Origin of the sequence: Actinokineospora spheciospongiae (assembly GCF_003182415.1) — a bacterium.
GTDB lineage: Bacteria > Actinomycetota > Actinomycetes > Mycobacteriales > Pseudonocardiaceae > Actinokineospora > Actinokineospora spheciospongiae.
Map to the genome: position 1 here is coordinate 422,713 of NZ_QHCP01000002.1, position 18,675 is coordinate 441,387.

The following is an 18,675-nucleotide window of genomic DNA, read 5'->3' on the forward strand; positions in this document are numbered from 1 at the left end:
ACTGGTTGGACACAGACCAGTCGACAGTCCTGGACACAGCAGGTCGCGCGGGAGGTGTGGGGTGTTCGACACCGCGCTCGTCGCCGATCGTCCAGGGACGCCGGAACTCCCGAACCCCCGAAAGGCCTCCCTGTGCGCACACCCCCCGGACGCCTCGTCCGCGTCGCCGCCCTGCTGTCCATCGCGGCCCTGGGCGCCTCCGCCTGCGGCAGCCGCACCGGCGACACCGCCAGCGGCCCCGGCGCGTCCTGTGTGGACACCTCGGGTGACACCGTCAAGATCGGCTTCCTGAACTCGTTGTCGGGCACCATGGCCATCAGCGAGAAGACGGTCAACGACTCGCTGAACCTGGCCGCCGAGCAGATCAACGCCAAGGGCGGGGTCAACGGCAAGAAGCTCCAGATCGTGACCGAGGACGGGGCCTCGGAACCGACTGTCTTCGCCGAGAAGGCCAACAAGCTCATCAGCTCGGACTGCGTGGCCGCGGTGTTCGGGGGCTGGACCTCCTCCTCGCGCAAGGCGATGCTGCCGGTGTTCGAGGGCGCCAACGCCCTGCTGTTCTACCCGGTGCAGTACGAGGGCTTGGAGTCCTCGCCGAATATCTTCTACACCGGCGCCACCACCAACCAGCAGATCGTCCCGGCGCTGGACTACCTGAAGGAGAAGGGCGTCAAGTCCCTCTTCCTGGTCGGGTCGGACTACGTGTTCCCGCGCACCGCCAACAAGATCATCAACGCCTACGCCGAGGCCAACGGCATCGAGGTCAAGGGCGAGGAGTACGCCCCGCTCGGGCACACCGACTTCGCCACGATCGTCAACAAGGTCAAGGGCGCGGGCGCCGGGGCGGTGTTCAACACCCTCAACGGCGACTCCAACGTGGCGTTCTTCAAGGAGTACAAGAACGCGGGCCTGACCGCCGACGCCATGCCGGTGGTGTCGGTGTCGATCGCGGAGGAGGAGGTCGGCGGCGTCGGCGTCGACAACCTCGTCGGCCAGCTCACCGCGTGGAACTACTACCAGACCGTGGACTCGCCGGTGAACAAGGCGTTCGTCGAGGCGTTCAAGGCCAAGTACGGCACCGACCGGGTCACCTCCGACCCGATGGAGGCCTCCTACACCTCGCTGTTCCTGTGGGCGGCGATGGTCGACAAGGCCAAGTCCTTCGCCCCCGACGACGTCAAGAAGGCCGCGGGCGGCACCGCCCACGACGCCCCCGAGGGCAAGGTGACCGTCAACGGCGAGAACCACCACATCGCCAAGACCGCGCTGATCGGCAAGGTGGGCGCCGACGGCCTGATCCACACCGAGTGGAGTTCGCCGCAGCCGATCGAGCCGGACCCCTTCCTCAAGGGCTACCCCTGGGCCGCGGGCCTGTCGAGCTGATCCCGCCGCCGGGTCGCGCTCCCGGGCGCGACTCGGCGGACCCCCTGCGTCAGAAGGGAAACACCGGCAATGGAAGCCCTGTTCGGACAGCTCTTCGCGGGTCTGTCGCTCGGGTCGGTGCTGCTGCTCGCGGCACTCGGGCTCGCGCTCACCTTCGGCCAGATGGGCGTGATCAACATGGCCCACGGCGAGTTCATGATGGCGGGCGCCTACACCGCGTTCGTCGTGCAGGGCGTCATCGCCGACGCCGGGATCGCGCTCGTGGTGTCGATCCCCCTCGGGTTCCTCATCGGCGGCCTGCTCGGACTGCTGCTGGAGCTGACCCTCATCCACCGCATGTACAACCGCCCCCTGGACACGCTCCTGGTCACCTGGGGCGTGGCGCTGATCCTGCAACAGGTCGCCCGCGACGTGTTCGGCGCCCCGAACGTCGACGTCCGCTCGCCGTCGTGGCTCTCCGGCAGCGTCGACCTGGGCGTGGCGGAGGTGCCCGCGTCGCGGCTGTTCATCCTGGTGCTGTCGGTCGTGGCGGTCGGCGGGCTGGCGCTGGTGCTCACCAAGACCCCGCTGGGCAGGCGCATCCGCGGGGTCGTGCAGAACCGCGACCTCGCCGAGACCGCGGGCATCTCCACCCGGGGCACCGACCGGCTCACCTTCTTCATCGGCTCCGGCCTCGCCGGGATCGCCGGGGTGGCGCTGACCCTGCTCGGCTCCACCGGCCCGACCCTGGGCACCAACTACATCGTCGACGCGTTCCTGGTGGTCGTCGCGGGCGGCATCGGGCAGATCAAGGGCACCGTGATCGCCGCGTTCGGGCTGGGCATCCTCCAGGCGGCGTTCGAGTACTCCACCACGGCGAGCATCGCGAAGGTGGCGGTGTTCGCGGTCGTCGTCGTGTTCTTGCAGATCCGGCCGCAGGGCATCTTCAGCATTCGGACGAGGAGCCTGGCATGACGACGCTCAAGGACAAGACCGAGTCTGCTGCCCCGCAGGCCAGGGTCAGACGCAAGAGCGAGCTGCCCACCGCCATCGGGTTCATCGCCCTCGGCCTGGCGCTGCTGGTGCTGGCCCCGGCTGTGCTGTCGGACTTCCGGCTGGCGCTGCTGGGCCGGTTCGTCTGCTACGCGATCGTGGCCGTGGGCATCGGCCTGGCCTGGGGTCGCGGCGGGATGCTGACGCTGGGGCAGGGGGTGTTCTTCGGCCTCGGCGCGTACGTGATGGCCATGCACCTCAAGCTCGCCGACGCGGGGGCGGACGGGGTGCCGGACTTCATGAAGCTCTACGGCAGCGGCGAGGTCCCCGGCTGGTGGGAACCGTTCCGCTCGCCGATCGTCACCGTGGTCGCCATCGTGGCCGTCCCGGCGCTGGTCGCCTTCGGCCTGGGCGCGGCGATCTTCCGGCGCCGGGTGCGCGGGGCGTACTTCGCGATCCTGTCCCAGGCGCTGGCGGCGGCGTTCGCGATCCTGCTCGTGGGGCAACAGGCGACGATCGGCGGCACCAACGGGCTCAACGGCTTCAAGTCGTTCTTCGGGTTCAACCTCTACGACCCGGTGAACAAGCGGATGCTGTTCTACATCGCCTCGGCCACCCTGCTGCTGATGGTGCTGGTGGTCTGGCAGCTCTACCGCTCCCGCTACGGCGAACTGCTGATCGCGGTGCGCGACCAGGAGGAGCGGGTGCGCTTCCTCGGCTACGACCCGGCCAACGTCAAGATCGTGGCGTACGTGGTGGCCGCGGCCATGGCGGGGATCGCGGGGGCGCTGTTCGTGCCGATCGTCGGGATCATCTCGCCCGCCAGCGTGGGGGTGGTGCCGTCCATCGCGTTCCTGATCGGGGTGGCGATCGGCGGGCGGTCGACGCTGTTCGGGCCGGTCGTCGGGGCGATCGCGGTGGCGTGGGCGCAGACGTCGCTGTCGGAGAGCTTCCCGTCGTTCTGGACCTACTTCCAGGGGGCCATGTTCGTGCTCGTGGTGGCGTTCCTCCCGCGCGGGTTCGCGGGTGTGGGAGCGCTCCTCGACCGGCGCAAGGAGAAGACGGCGTGAACGGCGACTACCTGGAGCTGACCGACGTCCGGGTCACCTTCGACGGGTTCGTGGCCGTCGACAGCGTGTCCATGACGGTGTTGCAGGGCGACCTGCGGTTCCTCATCGGACCCAACGGCGCGGGCAAGACGACCCTGGTGGACGCCATCACCGGCTTGGTCGCGGCGTCCGGGTCGGCCACCTTCGGCGCGACCCAGCTCCTGAACCAGAAGGTGCACAAGATCGCCCGGCTGGGTGTCGGCCGCACCTTCCAGACGGCCAGCGTGTTCGAGGAGCTGACCGTGCTGCAGAACCTTGACATCGCCGCGGGCGCCGGGCGCGGGCCGCTGACGCTGCTGCGCAGGCGGTCGGCGGTGCCGGAGGAGGTCGAGGAGGCACTGGAGATCATCGGCCTGGGCGACCTGCGGGACAAGCAGGCCGGGGTGCTCGCGCACGGGCAGAAGCAGTGGCTGGAGATCGGGATGCTGCTGGTGCAGAACGCGCGGGTGCTGCTGCTGGACGAACCGGTCGCGGGCATGAGCGCCCACGAGCGCGACGAGACCGGGCAACTGCTGCGGCGCATCGGGGCGGAGCGCACGGTGGTGGTGGTCGAGCACGACATGGACTTCATGCGCTCGTTCGCCACCTCGGTCACCGTGCTGCACGCCGGGCGGGTGCTCAGCGAGGGGACGGTCGCCGAGGTGCAGGCCGACCCCCGGGTGCAAGAGGTCTACCTGGGCCGCGCGGCCACCACCGGGGAGGTTCGGTCTTGATGCTGGAGATGATCGACGTCCACGTCGGCTACGGCCGCACAACCGTCGTCCACGGCGCCACCGTGGCGGTCCCGGCCGAGGCGGTGGTCGCCGTCACCGGCCACAACGGCGCGGGCAAGACCACCCTGCTGCGCGCCGCCGCGGGCCTGCTGCGCCCCACCTCGGGCAAGGTCCTGCTGGACGGTGCGGACGTCACGCGGATGCGGCCGAACGAGCGGGTGAAGCGCGGCCTGGCGTACGTGCCGCAGGGCCAGCAGTGCTTCCCGCAGCTCACCGCCGAGGACAACCTCCGCCTGGTCGCCGACACCCGCCGCGACGGCAAGCGCCTGATCCGCGACGCCCTGGAGGTGTTCCCCGCCCTGGTGCCGGTGCTGGGCAGGCGCGCGGGCCTGTTGTCGGGTGGTCAACGCCAGCAGCTCGCCATCGCCAGGGCGCTGATCACCCAACCCCGCCTGCTCGTCCTCGACGAACCCACCGAGGGCATCCAACCGTCGGTCGTCGCCGAGATCGAGGAGACCATCCGCGCCCTGGCGACCGGCGGCGGCCTGTCGGTGCTGCTGGTGGAACAGCACATCGGCTTCGCCCTCTCCGCCGCCGACCGCTACTACGTGCTGGAGGCGGGCCGGGTCACCGCCACCGGCGACGGCGGCCCCGGGGCCGTCGAGCACGTCCGCACCGCCATGGCGATCTAGGCCGTGACCGATTCCCTGCGCGACCAGGTGTACCTGCGGCTGCGGGAGGAGGTGCTGAGCACCCGCTGGTCGGTCGCGGACCGGTTCACCGAACCCAAGCTGGCCCGCGCCCTCGGGGTCTCCCGGACCCCCGTCCGCGAGGCCCTGACCCGCCTCATGGCCGACGGCCTGGTGCGGCGCCAGGACTACGGCTACTCGATCGTCGTCCCGGACGCGCCCGGCGTCCGGGACCTGTACGAGGTCCGCATCGCGGTGGAACTGCGCGGCATCACCCGATCCGTGGAGAACCCCACCGTCCGCCACGACCGGGCGGCGCTGGAGGCCGAACTGGAGCACTGGTACGCCCTCCGCGCCGCCCCACCGCCCCCGACCCCCGACTTCGTCCTGGAGGACGAGCGCTACCACGCCACCCTCCTCGCGGCATCGGGCAACGAGGCGCTGGTGGAGACCCTGGTGGGGGTGAACCGGCGCATCCGGCACGTGCGGATGTACGACTTCACCGTCGAGGGCCGCATCGAGACGTCCATCGCCGAACACATCGAGATCATGGAACGCGTCCACGCGGCGGACCTGGAGAAGGCACTGGCGCTGCTGCACGAGCACATGGGCGCCACCCTGCGGGTGCTGGTCGAACGCGCGGGCCGCGCACTGGCCGCCCGGCACACGACCACCTGACCGCTCACCGACGGTTTCCCACCGCTTTTCGCAACCGACGGGACACCGCCGACCGAATTCGGTTATCGATGGACAACGGCCGAGAAGGAAACCGCGCCGTTGTTTCACCGAATCACCATTCGAGTCGAAGGAGTCCTGTGACTGACGTCCGCACGCACTGCCTGACCACGCTGGCCAAGGTGGCCCGCGCAGGGTGGCCGACCACGCTGCGAATGGCCCTGCTGATGGTCACTTTTGCTGCGGTTCTGGCCGCCGCGGCCACGGTGCTGCCCACTTTCTGACAATCCCCGGAAGCCCGCCGCACATCACGTGCGGCGGGCTTCCGTTTGCCCGGCGACGGTCTCAACCATGAAACAACCGTCCACCGGTCGCGGAACACCGACCGTTGCGGCAATAGTACAGCAATACTCGGCAATACTTGGCTTTCGGAGTTTTGCCGACTTCCCCCCGCCGCCGGTAAGAGATCATCCGTGGCATGACCGGCCGACCGGATGTGGCGAAACTCCAGGCGTTCGGCCGCAGCCTGGAAGAATGGAGGCTGGCCAGAACGCTGTCGCACGCCGAGGCGGCCGAGGCGGCGGACATCTCCAAGACCACCTGGCAGAACATCGAGCGCGGCGGCCGCCGCTACAACGGCACCCAGTCCTTCCCGCTGGCGAAGAACATCGTCAAAGCGGGCCGGGCGATGGGCCTCCCCCGGGAGGAGATCCTCGCGCTGGCCGGCTACACCCCCCGCCCCCTCCCGGCGGTGACGCAGACGCCGTCCGCGCTGCGCCAGCAAGCACTCGACCTGGTCACCCACATGCCGGAGGAGAACCTGCCCATGACCGTGGGGGCGCTGCGGAGCCTGGCGGAGGCGAAGCCCGTGCTCAGCCCGCTCGACACCGAGGTCCAGCGGGCGGAACCGGAACACGAGGACGACTGACCGGGCTAGCCGGGCCTGCCCCGGTCCCTGCGCGCGTCGAACAGCGCGTCGTCGAGCATCCCCCGCTCCAGGGTGGCGTCCATCTCCCCCAGCGGGTAGACCCGCCCCCGCCTGGTGAGAGCCCGGCCGTCCTCGCGGACCTCGTAGGTGCGGAACACGACCACCGCGTGGGTCAGCACCCGGCCCGCGGGCAGCTCACCCTCTTGCGCCAGGAACGCCCGCAGTACAGCACCCACCGCACCGTGCTCGACCTCCGACACCGCGCGCCCCTCTCCAGTAGGTTCCGACAAGTCCACCACGGGGGACTGTCAGAAACCGCTGCGCGCCAAGAGGGTTGTGGACAAGCGCAGTGCGCCCCACAACGCAAGAGGCCCCGACCACCCCCAGTGGCCGGGACCTCCTCACGCCTTCAGTTGACGCACTGGCGAGTGCTCCCCGTGGGCACTTCCGGTTCAGAGCTGAGCGAAGCGGCGTTCGGTGACGACTGCCGCACCGCGAACTGCTGCTCGGTGAACTGCTTCACCGCGGCCGGGTCCACCTCCAGCGCCGAACCGCTGTCCGGGGTGTCCACCTCGCCGACGACGGGGATGGTGGCGGTGACCAGGGGGGTGCCGCCGACGAGGGTGGCCGCGAAGGCGAGCAGGTCCCAGCCCGGGTCGGTGCGGACGGTGCGGTTCACCGCGTCCACCAGGGCCGCCAGGTCGTTCAGGTTCGTGAGGGTGCCGTCGGTCAGGAGCTTGGCGGAGAGGTTGCGGAGGAACACCTGGGCCCTGGCGACGCGGTCGAGGTCGCCGTCGGGGAGGCCGCGGCGTTGGCGCAGGAAGGCGAGGGCGCTCTGACCGGTCAGGGTGGTGGGGCCCGCCTGGAAGTCGGCGCCGGAGTAGGGGTCCTCGGTGGCGTGGTTGAGGCAGACCTCGACGCCGCCGAGGGTGTCGGCGAGGGCGGCGAAACCCGCCATGTCGGCGATGGCGACGTGGTCGGCGCGGACGCCGGTGAGGTTTTCGACGGTGGCGACCAGGCCGTCGCGGCCCGCGGCGGCGGCGGTCCGGTCGTCGGCGCCGCCTTCCTTCGCCTGGGTGTAGAGGGTGTTGTAGGAGTGGCTGAGCTTCTTGTTCCCCGCGCCCGGGACCGCGGTGTACGAGTCGCGCGGCAGGGAGACGCCGCGCAGGGAGCCGTCGTCGCCCACCCGGACCAGGACGACGGTGTCGAGGTAGCCGTTCGCGTCGCTGCCCGCGAGGAGGACGTTCTGGGCCCGGCGGGGCGGGGGCGGCTGGGTGGCGACCTGCTCGGTGGTGCCCGCGTTGTCGCCCCGGAGCAGTGACGGCAGGACCACCGCGCCCGCCACGACGGCGACCACGGCGGCGGCGATGACCGCGAACCTGGGCCAGGTGCGGTGGTGGCCCCCGCGCAGCCGGGCGAGCACCGCCTCGGGGTGCGCCGCCTGGTCGGCTTCGGCGGCGATGGCCTGGCGGATCAGGGATTCGTGCTCGGTCATCGCAGGGCCTCCGATGCGGTCGCGGTGGTGTCGGCGCGAAGAGTGGACAGGGCGTGGGAGAGGTGGCTGCGGGCGGTGCCCTCGGTGCAGCCGAGGACGTGCGCGATCTGGGCCGTGGTGCAGTCCTCGTAGTAGCGCAGGACCACCGCCGCGCGCTGCCTGCGCGGGAGGGCCGCTATCCGGGCTCGCATGGCGTCGCGCTCCACGTAGTCGTGGGCGAAGTCGCCGACCGGCGGGGAGGCCGCTTCCAGGGCGGCGCGGGTGGCGGTGATGTCCCGGGCGGCTCTGCGCCTGCGCCAGGACAGGTACTCGTTGGTGACCATCTTCTTGACGTAGAGGTACGAGGCCTCCATGTCGCCGATGCGCGACCACTTGCGCTGCGCCCTGAGCAGCACCTCCTGCACGATGTCCTGGGCCAGGTGCCGGTCGCAGGTCATCGCGGTCGCGTAGCGCAGCAAGCGGTCCAGCCGTTCCGCCACGAACTGGTCGAAGCTTTCGCGCACCGTGGCCCCCCTTCCGCTGAAGTGTCGAGTGCGTCCGGGGAACACCGCGGGAGTGCCGGAACGTTGAAGCCACTCGCCGTGATCCCGGTCACGTCGAGTATTCGGTTGCCGCACCCAGTCTCCCCCGGTGACACTGGCGGCGATGACCGGGCGGCTGGTGTTCGTGCTGGCGCTGACCTGCGGGATCGCCGTCGGCAACCTGTACTTCCCGCAGGTCGTGAGCCCGTTGGTCGCCTCCGGGCTCGGGGTGGCACCCACGGCTGCCGCACTGGTGGTGACGGTGGCCCAGCTCGGGTACGCGGTCGGGGTCTTCTTCCTGGTGCCGCTGGGCGACCGGGTGCCGTACCGGACCCTGGTCGTGGCGCTGCTCGGGCTGACCTCGGTGTTCCTGCTGGTGGCGGGCACCGCCACCGCACTCCCCGCGCTGGTCGTCGGCGGCGGCCTGGCCGGGGTGACGACGGTGGTGGCACCGCTGGTCGCGCCCATGGTGGCCGGGGTGGTCGCCCCGGAGCGGCGCGGGGCGGTGACCGGCGCGGTGCTCAGCGGGTCGATCGGCGGGATGCTGCTGTCCCGGGCGTTCGGCGGGGTGCTCGGCGAGTGGCTGGGGTGGCGCGCGCCGTACCTGCTGGCGGCGGGGCTGTGCGCGGTCGCGGCGGTCGTGCTGGCGCGGTTGCTGCCGTCGTCGGTGGCGCCGTCGCGGCAGCGGTACCCGGCGCTGGTGGCGGAGTCGGTGCGGTTGTTGTGGGCGGAGGCGGCGCTGCGGCGGTCGTGCCTCAACCAGGCGTGCGTGTTCGGCGGGTTCTCGGCGGTGTGGACCGCGGTCGCACTCCTGCTGACCAGTGGGCGCTACGGGTTGGACGCGCGGGCGGTGGGGGCGTTGGCGCTGGTCAACGCGGTGACGATGCTGTGCACGCCGGTCGCGGGGCGGTTCGCGGACCGGTGGGGGCCGGACGTGGTGAACGCGGTGTGCTTCGGCGCGGTGCTGGTGGCCGCGGCGGTGCTCGGGCTGGGCGCGCTGGGCGGGGCCGTGGGGTTGGGCGCGCTGGTGGTGGGGACGCTGCTGCTGGACGTGGCCATGCAGTCGGGCATGGTGGCCAACCAGGTGCGGATCTTCGCGCTGGGCCCCGAGGTCCGCAGCAGGCTCAACACGGCCTACATGACCTGCGCCTTCCTCGGCGGCGCGGCGGGTTCGTGGGCGGCGACGGCACTGCCGGGGTGGCCGTGGGTGTGCGCGCTGGTGGCCACCCTGGCCGCGGTCGCCTGGCTCAGCGCCGCTCGGCGACGAGGTCGCGCACCCGCCGGGCGGCGCTGAGCGGGTCCTCGTGCTCCCACACCCGCACGACCGCCCACCCGTCGTCGGCGAGCTTGCGGTCGGTGTCGCGGTCGCGGGACCGGTTGGTCTCGATCTTCGAGCGCCAGAAGTCGGCGTTGTTCTTCGGCCAGGTCAGGTGCTCCGGGCAGCCGTGCCAGAAGCACCCGTCGACGAACACCGCCACCTTCACCGGGCCGAACACCACGTCGGCCTCCCGACGGACCGCGCGCACCGGCCGCCGGTGCACCCGGTAGCGCAAACCCAGGGCGTGCAGCTCTTTCCGCAGCGCGATCTCGGTTCCCGTGTCCCGTGAGCGCTGCCTGCTCATCCGCCCCCGGACCGCGTCCGTCGTCTCCAAGGAACCCACGGCCACATCATGCCGTGCAGCATCGATGCCACGATTGAGGCATGTCGACGCACAATCGGGTGATAAAAATTGGTGAGCAATTACGCTACGCGAAGTCGAAGGATTCGACCGCCGAGACCGTCGACGGGCTGCGCAACTTTTTCCACATCACCCAACTCGCCGGGACATCCAGGCTCCAACTCGACAAGGGGATCGATACCCCGGCCATGGTGCACGCCGCTGACGGGCTGAGGCGTCCCGCGCTGCTGATCCGCTCGACGCCGCGGAAGGCGGGCAGTGCCGACACGCCCTGGCACGATGTGTTCGACCTGGAGAACGGGCACGTGCGGTACTACGGCGACCACAGACCGGAGACCAAGGTCGACGTGGGCACGACCAGCGGCAGCAAGGCGATGCTCACGGTCTTCGAGGAACACCAGTCGACCGACCCCGCCGTCCGGGTGAGCGCGACTCCGCTCCTGCTCTTCCGCTCCATCCCCATGGGCAGGGTGCCGAAGGGGTACGTCGAGTTCTGCGGACTCGGTGTCATCGAACGGACCGAACGCGTCGTCCAGCAAACAGCCGGGTCCAGGACGTTCGTGAACTACGTCTTCGACATCGCACTGCTCGACCTGGCGCAGACGGGCGATGGCATCGACTGGACCTGGATCAACGCCCGGCGCAACCCGGAACTGACCGCGCAGCAAGCTCTCGAGCACGCGCCGAAGAGCTGGCGGGTGTGGGTGCAGGACGGACAGGCGCTCACCAAGGTGCGACGACGAGTGGCCACGTCCCGGTTGCGCAAGCCGTCGGTCGAAAAGGTCGCCCCGACCGAGCCCCTCGGACGCGACCTCGACCGGATCTACCGCTACTTCGAAACCCACAAAAAGCCCAACGGCCTCGACCGCGCGACGAAGTTGGACTTCGAGCACCTCGCCTCGGCGATCGCCGCGCGCATCCTCAAGGACGGCGGGGGGAAGTACCGGGAGGGCTGGGTCACCCGCAGTTCCGGCGACGGCGGCGCCGACTTCGTCGGGCGACTTGACATCGGCTCAGGTACTGCTGTCGCGAAGTTGGTCGTCCTCGGGCAGGCGAAGTGCGTGCAGCCGGACAAGAGCATCTCCGCGGACAACGTGGCTCGAGTCGTGGCCCGGCTCCAGCGCGGTTGGATCGGGGTGTACGTCACCACGGGGGTGTACTCCACACAGGCCCAGGAAGAAATCTTCAGCGACAAGTACCCGATGGTCCTGGTGAACGGCCGGAGACTGGCGACCGAGGTCCGCAACCTGGCCAATACGAAGTACGACGGGGACATCGACCTCTGCATCGAAGCGCTGTCGATCGGCTCGGCAATCCCCCGGGTGCACCGCAGGCCGGAAGAAATCCTCCTGGAGTAGCGGATTAAGACCCGTACCCCTACGGATGCCTGCCCTGATTGTTCCTCCCGCCGCACCGCCCGACAGTGGCCGCAGTGAACGCCGCCCTCCCTGCCTTGGGCGCGTGTTCCGGACCGAAAGGAATCCACTGTGAGACGAACTGGTGTGGTGTGGGGGCTGGCGGCGGCCGTGGTCGCCGGGGTCGTGATTCCCGGGGTGGCGGCTGCGGGGGCGCCCTCCGGCGCGGCGATCTACGAGGGCAGTGTCGTCCCCACGGGGGGTGGGCCGGGGGCGCTGTTCTTCAACGGGCAGGACGCCACGGTCGCCGAGTTTCCCGGTGTCATCGCGGGTCTCCGGGCGGGTGGCACCCGGCCCGAGGGACAGACGTGCACCGGGACGGTCGTGGCACCGCGCAAGGTTCTGATCGCCGCCCACTGCGCCGACGCCACGGGGACCAAGACCTTCGTCTACGGCCTCGACGACCTGCGGGACGCGGGTGGTCTCCAGGTGAACGTGGTGGAGTACAAGAAGCACCCCAGCTACGTCAACTTCGACCAGGGCTACGACGTCGCCGTGGTGACCGTGAACCGCGACATCGCGCTCAAGGGCGGCGCGGCCTACCCGGCCGTCGCCACCTCGGCCGACGCGGGGATCGCCGCGCCGGGCAAGAGCGGCGTCGGCTACGGGTACGGCAAGAAGGACTTCGACGACAACACCGCTGACGTCACCCTGGACAAGGCCACCCTGCCGATCGTCGACGGCGCCCGGGTGTGCACCGGGGTCGGCGCGGGCTTCCAGGCCGCCACGATGACCTGCGCTGGTTACAACGACGGCCGCGTCACCATCCTCCCCGGTGACAGCGGTGGGCCCCTGGTCGTCGACGGCAAGATCGTCGGTGTGGCGAGCTGGAGCCGCTCGGACTTCAAGTGGTACAGCGTCTACGGCCGCTTGGACAACACCATGGGCGACTGGGTCAAGTCGCAGATCGGCAGCACGGCGGGCCTGACGGTCAGCCCCACCAGCGGCACGGTGGCGGTGGGCAACCACGTCTCGGCCACGGTCACCTCCAGCACCGCGGGCACGCTGACCGCCGCAGGCCTCCCGGCGGGCGTCAAGGCGACGTTCCAGCCCACGTCGATCACGGCGGGTGGAACGGCCAAGGTCACCTTCGAGGCGACCACCGCGGCCACCTCCGGCACCTCGGACATCACCGTGTCGGCGGGCGGCTCGTCGGCGCGGTACGCGCTGACCGTGACCGGGGGTGGCAGCCAGCCCACCTTCACCCTGACGGCCTCCCCGACGGCGCTGACCGTCGCCGGGGGCAAGCACGCCTCCACCGCGATCACCAGCAACGCCACGGAGAACCTGACCCTGTCGGCCACCGGCCTCCCCGCGGGCGTCAAGGCCACCTTCCAGCCCACCACCCTCCCCGCGGGCGGCTCCTCGAAGCTGACCCTGGAGGCCACCACCACCGCGGCACCGGGCACCGCCACCATCACGGTGACCGGCACCAACGCGGCCGGAAAGTCGGCCACGGCAACGGTTTCCCTGACCGTCGAGGGCAGCACGGGTGGCGTCGTCGTCACGGCGAGCCCGTCCTCGGGCGGCGGCAACCAGGGCAGCCTGGTGCAGACGTCCATCCGGGCGAGCGGCGGCACGGGCAACCTCACCCTGACCACGTCGGGCGTCCCCGCGGGCACGCAGGTGCAGCTCAACCCGGCCGTGGTCGGCCAGGGCGGCACGAGCACGGTGTGGTTCTTCACCAGCCTGAACACCCCGGTGGGCACCTACCCGATCACCGTCAAGGCAACCTCGGCCGACGGCAAGACCGGCAGCACCACCTTCACGCTGACCGTCACCCCGTTCGGTGTCCGCTGACGGCAGACCGCTGAAGCCGGTTGACCGGCCACGACCCGGGCACGGAGGGGTGCCCGGGTCGCGACCGTTCCCGAAGATCCACCCGAGTGATCCGCAGGCGAAGGCCGGACGGCTTCCGCCTGTCCCCTTATCCTCGCCCCACGCACCCTGGGGGCATCGACCGCGACCCGACACCGGACAACCCCCCGGCACTCGGAAGGAACCGCGCCCGGTGACCCCCACAGCCCGCCGACTCACCGCGACAGCCCTCGCGCTGCTGACCGCGACCGCCTGCGGCAGCACCCAACCGGAGGAGGCAAGTACCACGCCCCCCAAGTCGGGCACCGGCGAACTCCGCACCGACCTCGACCCCCTCACCAAGCGCTTCCCGCTGCTCGCCCAAGCGGAGACGGCGGAATGGATGTCCGGCACCCTCGGCGACGACCGCGTCCCCGGCCCCTCCACGTACTGGATCGACGCGATCGTCACCCTCCCCCGCGCGACGGTCACCGAGATCAGCGAGGGCGCCCGGGAAGGCACCGCCGCACCCGAGGTCGTCGAGGGCCTCCGAGACCACCTCCCCGAAGGCCCCTTCCTGACCGGCGAATCCCTCGACGGGGCGTTCAGCGGTCAGGGCTGGTCCGTCACCGCCTACCTGGCCAAGGACACCAACACGGTCGTCCTCGTGACCGTGGGGCAGTAGGCGACGCCCGCTGGCGTCGTGCTCGCCGAAGGGCACCCCGGCCCCGTTTCGATCCCTACCGGTGGTGACTAGCGGGCGAGCTCGGTGATCAGCTCGCGCACGGCGTCGCGGGACACCGGCAGTGACACACCGCCTTCGGTGCCTGCGGCGGCCTCGGTGTAGCCGCGACCCTAGACGCGGGCGCGGTATGCGCCGGGAGGGACGTCGCAGGGGATCGGGTCGCGGCCGCCGGAGCCCTCGAACCACAGCCCGCCGTTCGCGGGAAGGCTTGTGGCGCAACGGCTACGCTGACCGGCATGACCGAGGAGATGGTGCTGGACTGGGCGACCGGCGCCGACGAGCTGGTCGACGAATTCCTCGATGCGCTGGGCGACGGCGAGGTCGTGGAGCTGAACGTCGACACCAGCGGTTTCTGCGACGAGGTGGCCCCCGAGGACGACGACCGGGTGCGAGCGGCGCTCGCCGCCCCGGGCCAGGCCGGGTACGCGGTGGTCCGCCACGGGCGGGAGCACTTCGTGATCGTGGCGCACGCCGTGGGCGCGGTGATCGGCAGGGTGCCGCAGCGAACCCACTTCTTCGGCCGAGCAGGCGTCCCGGGCAGCAGGGCGGAACACGCGGCGGGTGATGACGCGACCCTGTGCGGGGCGGAGACGTTCACCCACTACCGCTCCCCCTTCTCCCCCTACTCGCCGAGCGCGTGCTCGCGGTGCCGGGATGAGGTCTTGGCTGTGTTCCGGCTCCCCGACCCGCCCGGCCCGGTCGCCGAGGTGGTCGCGGGAACGCCGCCGGGACCGCTGCGGGACACCCTGTCGGAAATCCTGTCCGAGGGCGCCCGCACGTCGGGTTGGAGCGAACTCACGGCCGACGACCGCGAGGCCGCCCGACTCGACGACCTGGTCGAGGGCAGGGCAGCCGCCACCGCCCTGTCGTTGGCCCACCGGGCGGTGGCCACAGCACGCGTCGAGGACCCGAACGGCGACTTCCTGGTCCTCGTCTCCCGCCACGACACCGTACTGGCCCGTCGCGCGACCGGAGGTGGCTGGGACCCGACCTGGTGAGGGCCATCCGGGCGGGGCGTGTCGGCACGTCGAGGGTTTGACCACCCAGCCCATGGGCTTCGAGCGTGTTCACGACTTCCGTCGAGGTGACAGCCACCTCGCGGGTTGATGTCCAGACCACGGCCGAAGGCACCACGGCGATGTGCCCGGAGGCGTCGGGAGCGGCGGAGTTGGTCGAGCCCGAGCTGCCCCGAACCTGCGGTGCCCCCGCTGTGAGGCGGGGGCACCGGAGAGGGCTAGCGGGCGAGCTTGGTGATCAGCTCGCGCACGGCGTCGCGGGACACCGGCAGCGACACACCAGGTCGCTTGCTGTCCCGGACAGCCGAGAGGTCCTGCCGCAACTCGACACAGTTGCTCACGTTGCCTGAACGAGAAGACTTGCGCCACTCCATGATCACAACCCTTTCGGTGGTCGGGTTCAGTTGATCGTGCCGTCCTGCCAACCGTGCCAGACTTTTCGGCCTCGAGGTGGGGTCTTCTGGCCTCGAGGCCACAACCGGAGTCGGTAGGAGTCCACGCCTTCGGTGCCTGCGGCGGCCTCGGTGTAACCACGACCCGAGACGCGGGCGCGGTATGCGCCGGGAGGGACGTCGCAGGGGATCGGGTCGCGGCCGCCGGAGCCCTCGAACCACAAGCGGCCGTTCGGTGCGTCGAGGTCGATGTCGACCACGTGGTCCCATTGGTCGTCATCGGGGGGCGGTTCGTGTGGCCAGGCCTCGACTCGCATGGGGGCGTGGGAGTTCCACTGGGCCGGGCTCACCAGATCGACCAGGCCATCGGACTCGCCGACGAAACGACCGGACTGTCGCGCGTCGTCCAGTGCGCGGAGGACAGCGTTGTTGCCGGGATCATCAGCCCAGGGGGGCTCGCCGTAGATGTAGACTTGGCCGTGGTTGATCTCGACCGGTAGCGACACACCGGGTCGCTTGCTGTCCCGGACAGCCAAGAGGTCCTGCCGCAGTTCGATACAGTCGCCTGCGTTGCCCGAACGAGAAAACCTACGCCCCTCCATGTTCCGCATCCGGATACAGTACATGGGACTCGGTAATATGGTAGGTGGGAAACTGTTGCCCCAGCCAATAGGGGTCGAAGGCCACGCCGGTCTGTTGCTCCATGAGCGCGAGACAAGTTTGGCGTACCACTGCCGTTTCTGACTCAGGACCGATTGCCCATGGCGGACGAATCTCACCTGATTCTTGACTCGGCGCGATGGGGTAGAGCATTTCGAACCGTGCCGTGATCACACCATCTACCGCTTCGGTGACAAGACCGAATGCGTTGACGTTCCAGTACACGCTGAAGAAGTGTCCACTTCCCGCTGAGCACCGTCGGGCCACCTCCGGGTGACTCCCACTCCACCCGTTGTTCTCGACGGTCACGACGTGGTGATCGTGCTCGAACACCTGGACGTGGTGTCGGAGTGTGAGCGGGTCTTGACCTTGCAGGCCACCCAACTGGCCGAAGCTGTGGTCGCCGAGCAGGCTGTCTCCCCGGGCGCCGTAGACGGCAGCCACGTCTGCGGTGGTCTTGCCAGAGATCACTGCGACGGCCCACGCCTCGACCTCTTTCACCCAAGCATATTTGCGCACCAAGTCGTCGAATGGAGCGCCACCTTCTAGCACAGCCCTTTGTCCTTTGCGATGTCTGTTCCCGAGAACGCCTCTGTTGCTATCTGGTCAAGATGAACGATGACAACGAGGAACCGCTGACCGTCTTTAGGGTACTGGGCGCCGTACATTCCACCCTGACAACTGTTCTCCCGACCGGGCACCTCCTCGGTACGCGCACCTCCCCCACCTTCACTTGTTGACGCCATGGGGTATTCGTCGCACTGTCCACCGTATTTTTTTGAGAAGCTGCGCGGGCATGCAATGCGGCGATTCTCGTCCTGCTTGGCCCTGTTCATGGTGAGGACCCCGGGGCGGCCGGACTCCCAGGCGAGTTGGGTGTTCCGCGCGATGAAGGGGATCTTGTTGGCGTCGACGAGGAGGACATGCAGGTCTCCGCACCACCTGTCGGCCAACATCTGGGGTGTTTCACACTGTTTGGCGTCCGACTCGGCGGCGGTGGCGACCATCACCCGCGAGTCGCCCTCACCGAGGATCGTCCTCCCGCCACCGGTGAACAGGCCGGTCATGGTGTCGACCACCTTGTCACCGCCGAACACGGCCACCGCTGCAACCAAGATGATCACCGGCAGCAGTACGCCACCCTTGGTGCGTGTCGCCATCTGCCCCTCGTTCCTGTTCTCAGGTGACGCCCTCCGGTGCCCCCGCCGTTGGGCGGGGGCACCGGAGGGGGCTAGCGGGCGAGCTTGGTGATCAACTCGCGCACGGCGTCGCGGGACACCGGCAGCGACACACCGGGTCGCTTGCTGTCCCGGACGGCCGAGAGGTCCTGCCGCAGCTCTACACAGTTACCAGCGTTGCCCGAACGGGACGACTTACGCCACTCCATGATCACAACCCTTCTCGTAGTCGCCCGATCATACTGCGACTTTCCGCACTTGAAAGTGCCAGGTCAGCCAACTCTGAGAGCACATCTTCGTAGACGTGGACCTCGGAGTCATGCAAGAAAACACTGCTTCGGTAAAGCTCGATGTTCAGCACCGGGGGCGCTTGCGAGTAGTGCAACATCATCCAGGAATGCAGCAGTGCGCGGTGCGGCAGGTGCTCCCGCACAATCCGGACGCTGTACCCCTTACTCGATGCTTCCCGGAGGTGGTCCAGTTGCTCGCGGAGCGCATCAACGCCACCGAAGGGCGTTCTGAGCGCGCCCTCGTGGATGAATGCCACATACTCGACCTTGGGCAAAACCTGTTGTCGGCGCAAACGTGCGAGCCAGCGCATCTCGACGTCCCGCGCCTCAGCGCCGTCGGCCAGCATGAAGCCTGCGGCGTATCGCTCGGTTTGCAGCAGGCCCGGGACCACACCGAGGGACCAGTCCGTCAGGCCGACGGCCGTGGACTCGTAGCTGGCCAGGGTGCCCACGTCGGGCAGAACGCCTGGTAGCGGGCGTGACCACCAGCCTGCCTGGGCTCCTGCGCGGGCGCTCTCGATCAGCTCATCCCGTTGCGCCACCGGCACGCCGTAGACCGCCAGGACGGCGGAGACGTCCTCGCTGGTGATGTGGCGCTTGCCGTTCTCCGTTCGGCTGAGCGTGGCGGGCGACCAGCCGACCGCGTGGGCGGCGGCCTCCAGGTTCAGTGTGGTCTGCTCAAGTCGCACTGCCCGCAGTTGGGCGCCTATGGTTCTGTCCCGCGCCTGCGGTGTCTTTCTCTGACCGGACACGACTTCCTTTCCGCACCTGCAATTGCCTCCGGCGCTTTCCGCACTTGCAATCACAAGCGCACTTGCAGGAACAAGACTACATTAGGGGAAACCAATCAGGAGGGGCGGCAATGGGCAGAGGACCGGTGCTGGGCCGCAGCCCCGCCGTCGAACCGCCGGGCCCGCCGGACTTCATACTACGGACCCCGGTGTCCCCTTTTTGCGACCTTTGCCGCGACCGGCGAGGAAATGGCGCGTGGTTCACCTGTTCGATACCCACGTGCGGC

Annotated in this window: 23 protein-coding genes; 13 read left to right on the forward strand and 10 right to left on the reverse strand. The window is 69.6% G+C overall.

The window, feature by feature from the left end:
• Positions 1–132: 132 nt before the first annotated feature.
• The 8 genes from urtA to DFQ13_RS05600 all read left to right on the forward strand — a co-directional run bounded on the left by urtA (position 133) and on the right by DFQ13_RS05600 (position 6,469).
• Complete coding sequence (urtA, locus tag DFQ13_RS05570; RefSeq protein WP_110079058.1) at positions 133–1,383, forward strand: urea ABC transporter substrate-binding protein; 1,251 nt, start codon at positions 133–135, stop codon at positions 1,381–1,383.
• A 69-nt stretch (positions 1,384–1,452) separates the two neighbouring features.
• Positions 1,453–2,337 (forward strand): urea ABC transporter permease subunit UrtB, encoded by an 885-nt coding sequence (gene urtB, locus DFQ13_RS05575; protein ID WP_110079059.1) that lies wholly within the window; start codon positions 1,453–1,455, stop codon positions 2,335–2,337.
• Entirely contained in the window at positions 2,334–3,425 is a 1,092-nt protein-coding gene (urtC, locus tag DFQ13_RS05580) for an urea ABC transporter permease subunit UrtC (protein ID WP_110079060.1), read from the forward strand. The genes urtB and urtC overlap by 4 nt, the downstream gene beginning before the upstream one ends.
• Positions 3,422–4,177: an urea ABC transporter ATP-binding protein UrtD gene (gene urtD, locus DFQ13_RS05585; protein ID WP_219994302.1), complete on the forward strand. Its 756-nt coding sequence runs from the start codon at positions 3,422–3,424 to the stop codon at positions 4,175–4,177. Before urtC ends, urtD begins: the two co-directional genes overlap by 4 nt.
• Entirely contained in the window at positions 4,177–4,869 is a 693-nt protein-coding gene (locus DFQ13_RS05590; protein ID WP_035286115.1) for an ATP-binding cassette domain-containing protein, read from the forward strand. Before urtD ends, DFQ13_RS05590 begins: the two co-directional genes overlap by 1 nt.
• Positions 4,870–4,872: 3 nt before the next feature.
• Positions 4,873–5,544 (forward strand): GntR family transcriptional regulator, encoded by a 672-nt coding sequence (locus DFQ13_RS05595; RefSeq protein WP_035286089.1) that lies wholly within the window; start codon positions 4,873–4,875, stop codon positions 5,542–5,544.
• Between the two features lie 137 nt (positions 5,545–5,681).
• Entirely contained in the window at positions 5,682–5,825 is a 144-nt protein-coding gene (locus DFQ13_RS33600; RefSeq protein ID WP_161784496.1) for a hypothetical protein, read from the forward strand.
• Positions 5,826–6,019: 194 nt separating this feature from the next.
• Positions 6,020–6,469, forward strand: a complete 450-nt coding sequence (locus DFQ13_RS05600) for a helix-turn-helix domain-containing protein (RefSeq protein WP_110079061.1) — start codon at positions 6,020–6,022, stop codon at positions 6,467–6,469.
• Positions 6,470–6,474: 5 nt separating this feature from the next.
• On the opposite strand, the gene DFQ13_RS05605 is transcribed toward DFQ13_RS05600, so the two are convergent.
• From DFQ13_RS05605 to DFQ13_RS05615, 3 genes are all read right to left on the reverse strand, one after another.
• Positions 6,475–6,729 carry a hypothetical protein gene (locus DFQ13_RS05605; protein WP_035286087.1) on the reverse strand — a complete coding sequence of 85 codons (255 nt, stop codon included), beginning with the start codon at positions 6,727–6,729 and terminating at the stop codon, positions 6,475–6,477.
• 149 nt (positions 6,730–6,878) lie between these two features.
• Positions 6,879–7,964, reverse strand: coding sequence for an LCP family protein (locus DFQ13_RS05610; protein WP_110079062.1), 1,086 nt, complete (start codon positions 7,962–7,964; stop codon positions 6,879–6,881).
• Positions 7,961–8,467 (reverse strand): SigE family RNA polymerase sigma factor, encoded by a 507-nt coding sequence (locus DFQ13_RS05615; protein ID WP_035286086.1) that lies wholly within the window; start codon positions 8,465–8,467, stop codon positions 7,961–7,963. Before DFQ13_RS05615 ends, DFQ13_RS05610 begins: the two co-directional genes overlap by 4 nt.
• Before the next feature lie 142 nt (positions 8,468–8,609).
• Between DFQ13_RS05615 and DFQ13_RS05620 the strand changes: the two genes are divergently transcribed.
• Positions 8,610–9,779, forward strand: coding sequence for an MFS transporter (locus tag DFQ13_RS05620; RefSeq protein ID WP_110079063.1), 1,170 nt, complete (start codon positions 8,610–8,612; stop codon positions 9,777–9,779).
• Here the strand turns inward: DFQ13_RS05620 and DFQ13_RS05625 are convergent.
• Positions 9,733–10,107 (reverse strand): very short patch repair endonuclease, encoded by a 375-nt coding sequence (locus tag DFQ13_RS05625; protein WP_110079064.1) that lies wholly within the window; start codon positions 10,105–10,107, stop codon positions 9,733–9,735. The genes DFQ13_RS05620 and DFQ13_RS05625 overlap by 47 nt on opposite strands.
• A gap of 80 nt (positions 10,108–10,187) precedes the next feature.
• Between DFQ13_RS05625 and DFQ13_RS05630 the strand changes: the two genes are divergently transcribed.
• From DFQ13_RS05630 to DFQ13_RS05645, 4 genes are all read left to right on the forward strand, one after another.
• Positions 10,188–11,522: a restriction endonuclease gene (locus DFQ13_RS05630; RefSeq protein ID WP_110079065.1), complete on the forward strand. Its 1,335-nt coding sequence runs from the start codon at positions 10,188–10,190 to the stop codon at positions 11,520–11,522.
• A 129-nt stretch (positions 11,523–11,651) separates the two neighbouring features.
• Positions 11,652–13,379, forward strand: a complete 1,728-nt coding sequence (locus tag DFQ13_RS05635; RefSeq protein ID WP_233438274.1) for a S1 family peptidase — start codon at positions 11,652–11,654, stop codon at positions 13,377–13,379.
• 211 nt (positions 13,380–13,590) lie between these two features.
• The gene (locus DFQ13_RS05640; RefSeq protein WP_219994305.1) at positions 13,591–14,061 is read left to right on the forward strand and encodes a hypothetical protein; all 471 of its coding nucleotides are present in this window, start codon (positions 13,591–13,593) and stop codon (positions 14,059–14,061) included.
• Positions 14,062–14,357: 296 nt separating this feature from the next.
• Complete coding sequence (locus tag DFQ13_RS05645) at positions 14,358–15,119, forward strand: hypothetical protein (RefSeq protein WP_110079067.1); 762 nt, start codon at positions 14,358–14,360, stop codon at positions 15,117–15,119.
• Positions 15,120–15,355: 236 nt separating this feature from the next.
• Here DFQ13_RS05645 and DFQ13_RS05650 read toward each other — a convergent pair whose 3' ends face one another.
• The 6 genes from DFQ13_RS05650 to DFQ13_RS05675 form a co-directional block, all read right to left on the reverse strand.
• Entirely contained in the window at positions 15,356–15,511 is a 156-nt protein-coding gene (locus DFQ13_RS05650) for a DUF397 domain-containing protein (protein WP_110079310.1), read from the reverse strand.
• A gap of 26 nt (positions 15,512–15,537) precedes the next feature.
• Positions 15,538–16,140 (reverse strand): DUF397 domain-containing protein, encoded by a 603-nt coding sequence (locus tag DFQ13_RS34365; RefSeq protein WP_219994307.1) that lies wholly within the window; start codon positions 16,138–16,140, stop codon positions 15,538–15,540.
• Positions 16,118–16,690, reverse strand: coding sequence for a DUF6461 domain-containing protein (locus tag DFQ13_RS33000; RefSeq protein ID WP_146241116.1), 573 nt, complete (start codon positions 16,688–16,690; stop codon positions 16,118–16,120). The genes DFQ13_RS34365 and DFQ13_RS33000 overlap by 23 nt, the downstream gene beginning before the upstream one ends.
• 44 nt (positions 16,691–16,734) lie before the next feature.
• Positions 16,735–17,349, reverse strand: a complete 615-nt coding sequence (locus tag DFQ13_RS05665) for a NucA/NucB deoxyribonuclease domain-containing protein (protein ID WP_110079069.1) — start codon at positions 17,347–17,349, stop codon at positions 16,735–16,737.
• Positions 17,350–17,420: 71 nt separating this feature from the next.
• Positions 17,421–17,576, reverse strand: coding sequence for a DUF397 domain-containing protein (locus DFQ13_RS05670; protein WP_110079311.1), 156 nt, complete (start codon positions 17,574–17,576; stop codon positions 17,421–17,423).
• Between the two features lie 2 nt (positions 17,577–17,578).
• Entirely contained in the window at positions 17,579–18,463 is an 885-nt protein-coding gene (locus DFQ13_RS05675; protein ID WP_110079070.1) for a helix-turn-helix domain-containing protein, read from the reverse strand.
• Between the last annotated feature and the right edge of the window lie 212 nt (positions 18,464–18,675).

What these genes read in the sequence shown, in the direction of transcription:
- urtB (WP_110079059.1), top strand. Translation starts at nt 1,453, where the DNA reads ATGGAAGCCCTGTTCGGACAGCTCTTCGCGGGTCTGTCGCTCGGGTCG.
- urtC (WP_110079060.1), top strand. Translation starts at nt 2,334, where the DNA reads ATGACGACGCTCAAGGACAAGACCGAGTCTGCTGCCCCGCAGGCCAGG.
- DFQ13_RS05590 (WP_035286115.1), top strand. Translation starts at nt 4,177, where the DNA reads ATGCTGGAGATGATCGACGTCCACGTCGGCTACGGCCGCACAACCGTC.
- DFQ13_RS05600 (WP_110079061.1), top strand. Translation starts at nt 6,020, where the DNA reads ATGACCGGCCGACCGGATGTGGCGAAACTCCAGGCGTTCGGCCGCAGC.
- DFQ13_RS05610 (WP_110079062.1), bottom strand. Translation starts at nt 7,964, where the DNA reads ATGACCGAGCACGAATCCCTGATCCGCCAGGCCATCGCCGCCGAAGCC.
- DFQ13_RS05620 (WP_110079063.1), top strand. Translation starts at nt 8,610, where the DNA reads ATGACCGGGCGGCTGGTGTTCGTGCTGGCGCTGACCTGCGGGATCGCC.
- DFQ13_RS05625 (WP_110079064.1), bottom strand. Translation starts at nt 10,107, where the DNA reads ATGAGCAGGCAGCGCTCACGGGACACGGGAACCGAGATCGCGCTGCGG.
- DFQ13_RS05630 (WP_110079065.1), top strand. Translation starts at nt 10,188, where the DNA reads ATGTCGACGCACAATCGGGTGATAAAAATTGGTGAGCAATTACGCTAC.
- DFQ13_RS05645 (WP_110079067.1), top strand. Translation starts at nt 14,358, where the DNA reads ATGACCGAGGAGATGGTGCTGGACTGGGCGACCGGCGCCGACGAGCTG.
- DFQ13_RS05650 (WP_110079310.1), bottom strand. Translation starts at nt 15,511, where the DNA reads ATGGAGTGGCGCAAGTCTTCTCGTTCAGGCAACGTGAGCAACTGTGTC.
- DFQ13_RS34365 (WP_219994307.1), bottom strand. Translation starts at nt 16,140, where the DNA reads ATGCGGAACATGGAGGGGCGTAGGTTTTCTCGTTCGGGCAACGCAGGC.
- DFQ13_RS05665 (WP_110079069.1), bottom strand. Translation starts at nt 17,349, where the DNA reads ATGGCGACACGCACCAAGGGTGGCGTACTGCTGCCGGTGATCATCTTG.
- DFQ13_RS05670 (WP_110079311.1), bottom strand. Translation starts at nt 17,576, where the DNA reads ATGGAGTGGCGTAAGTCGTCCCGTTCGGGCAACGCTGGTAACTGTGTA.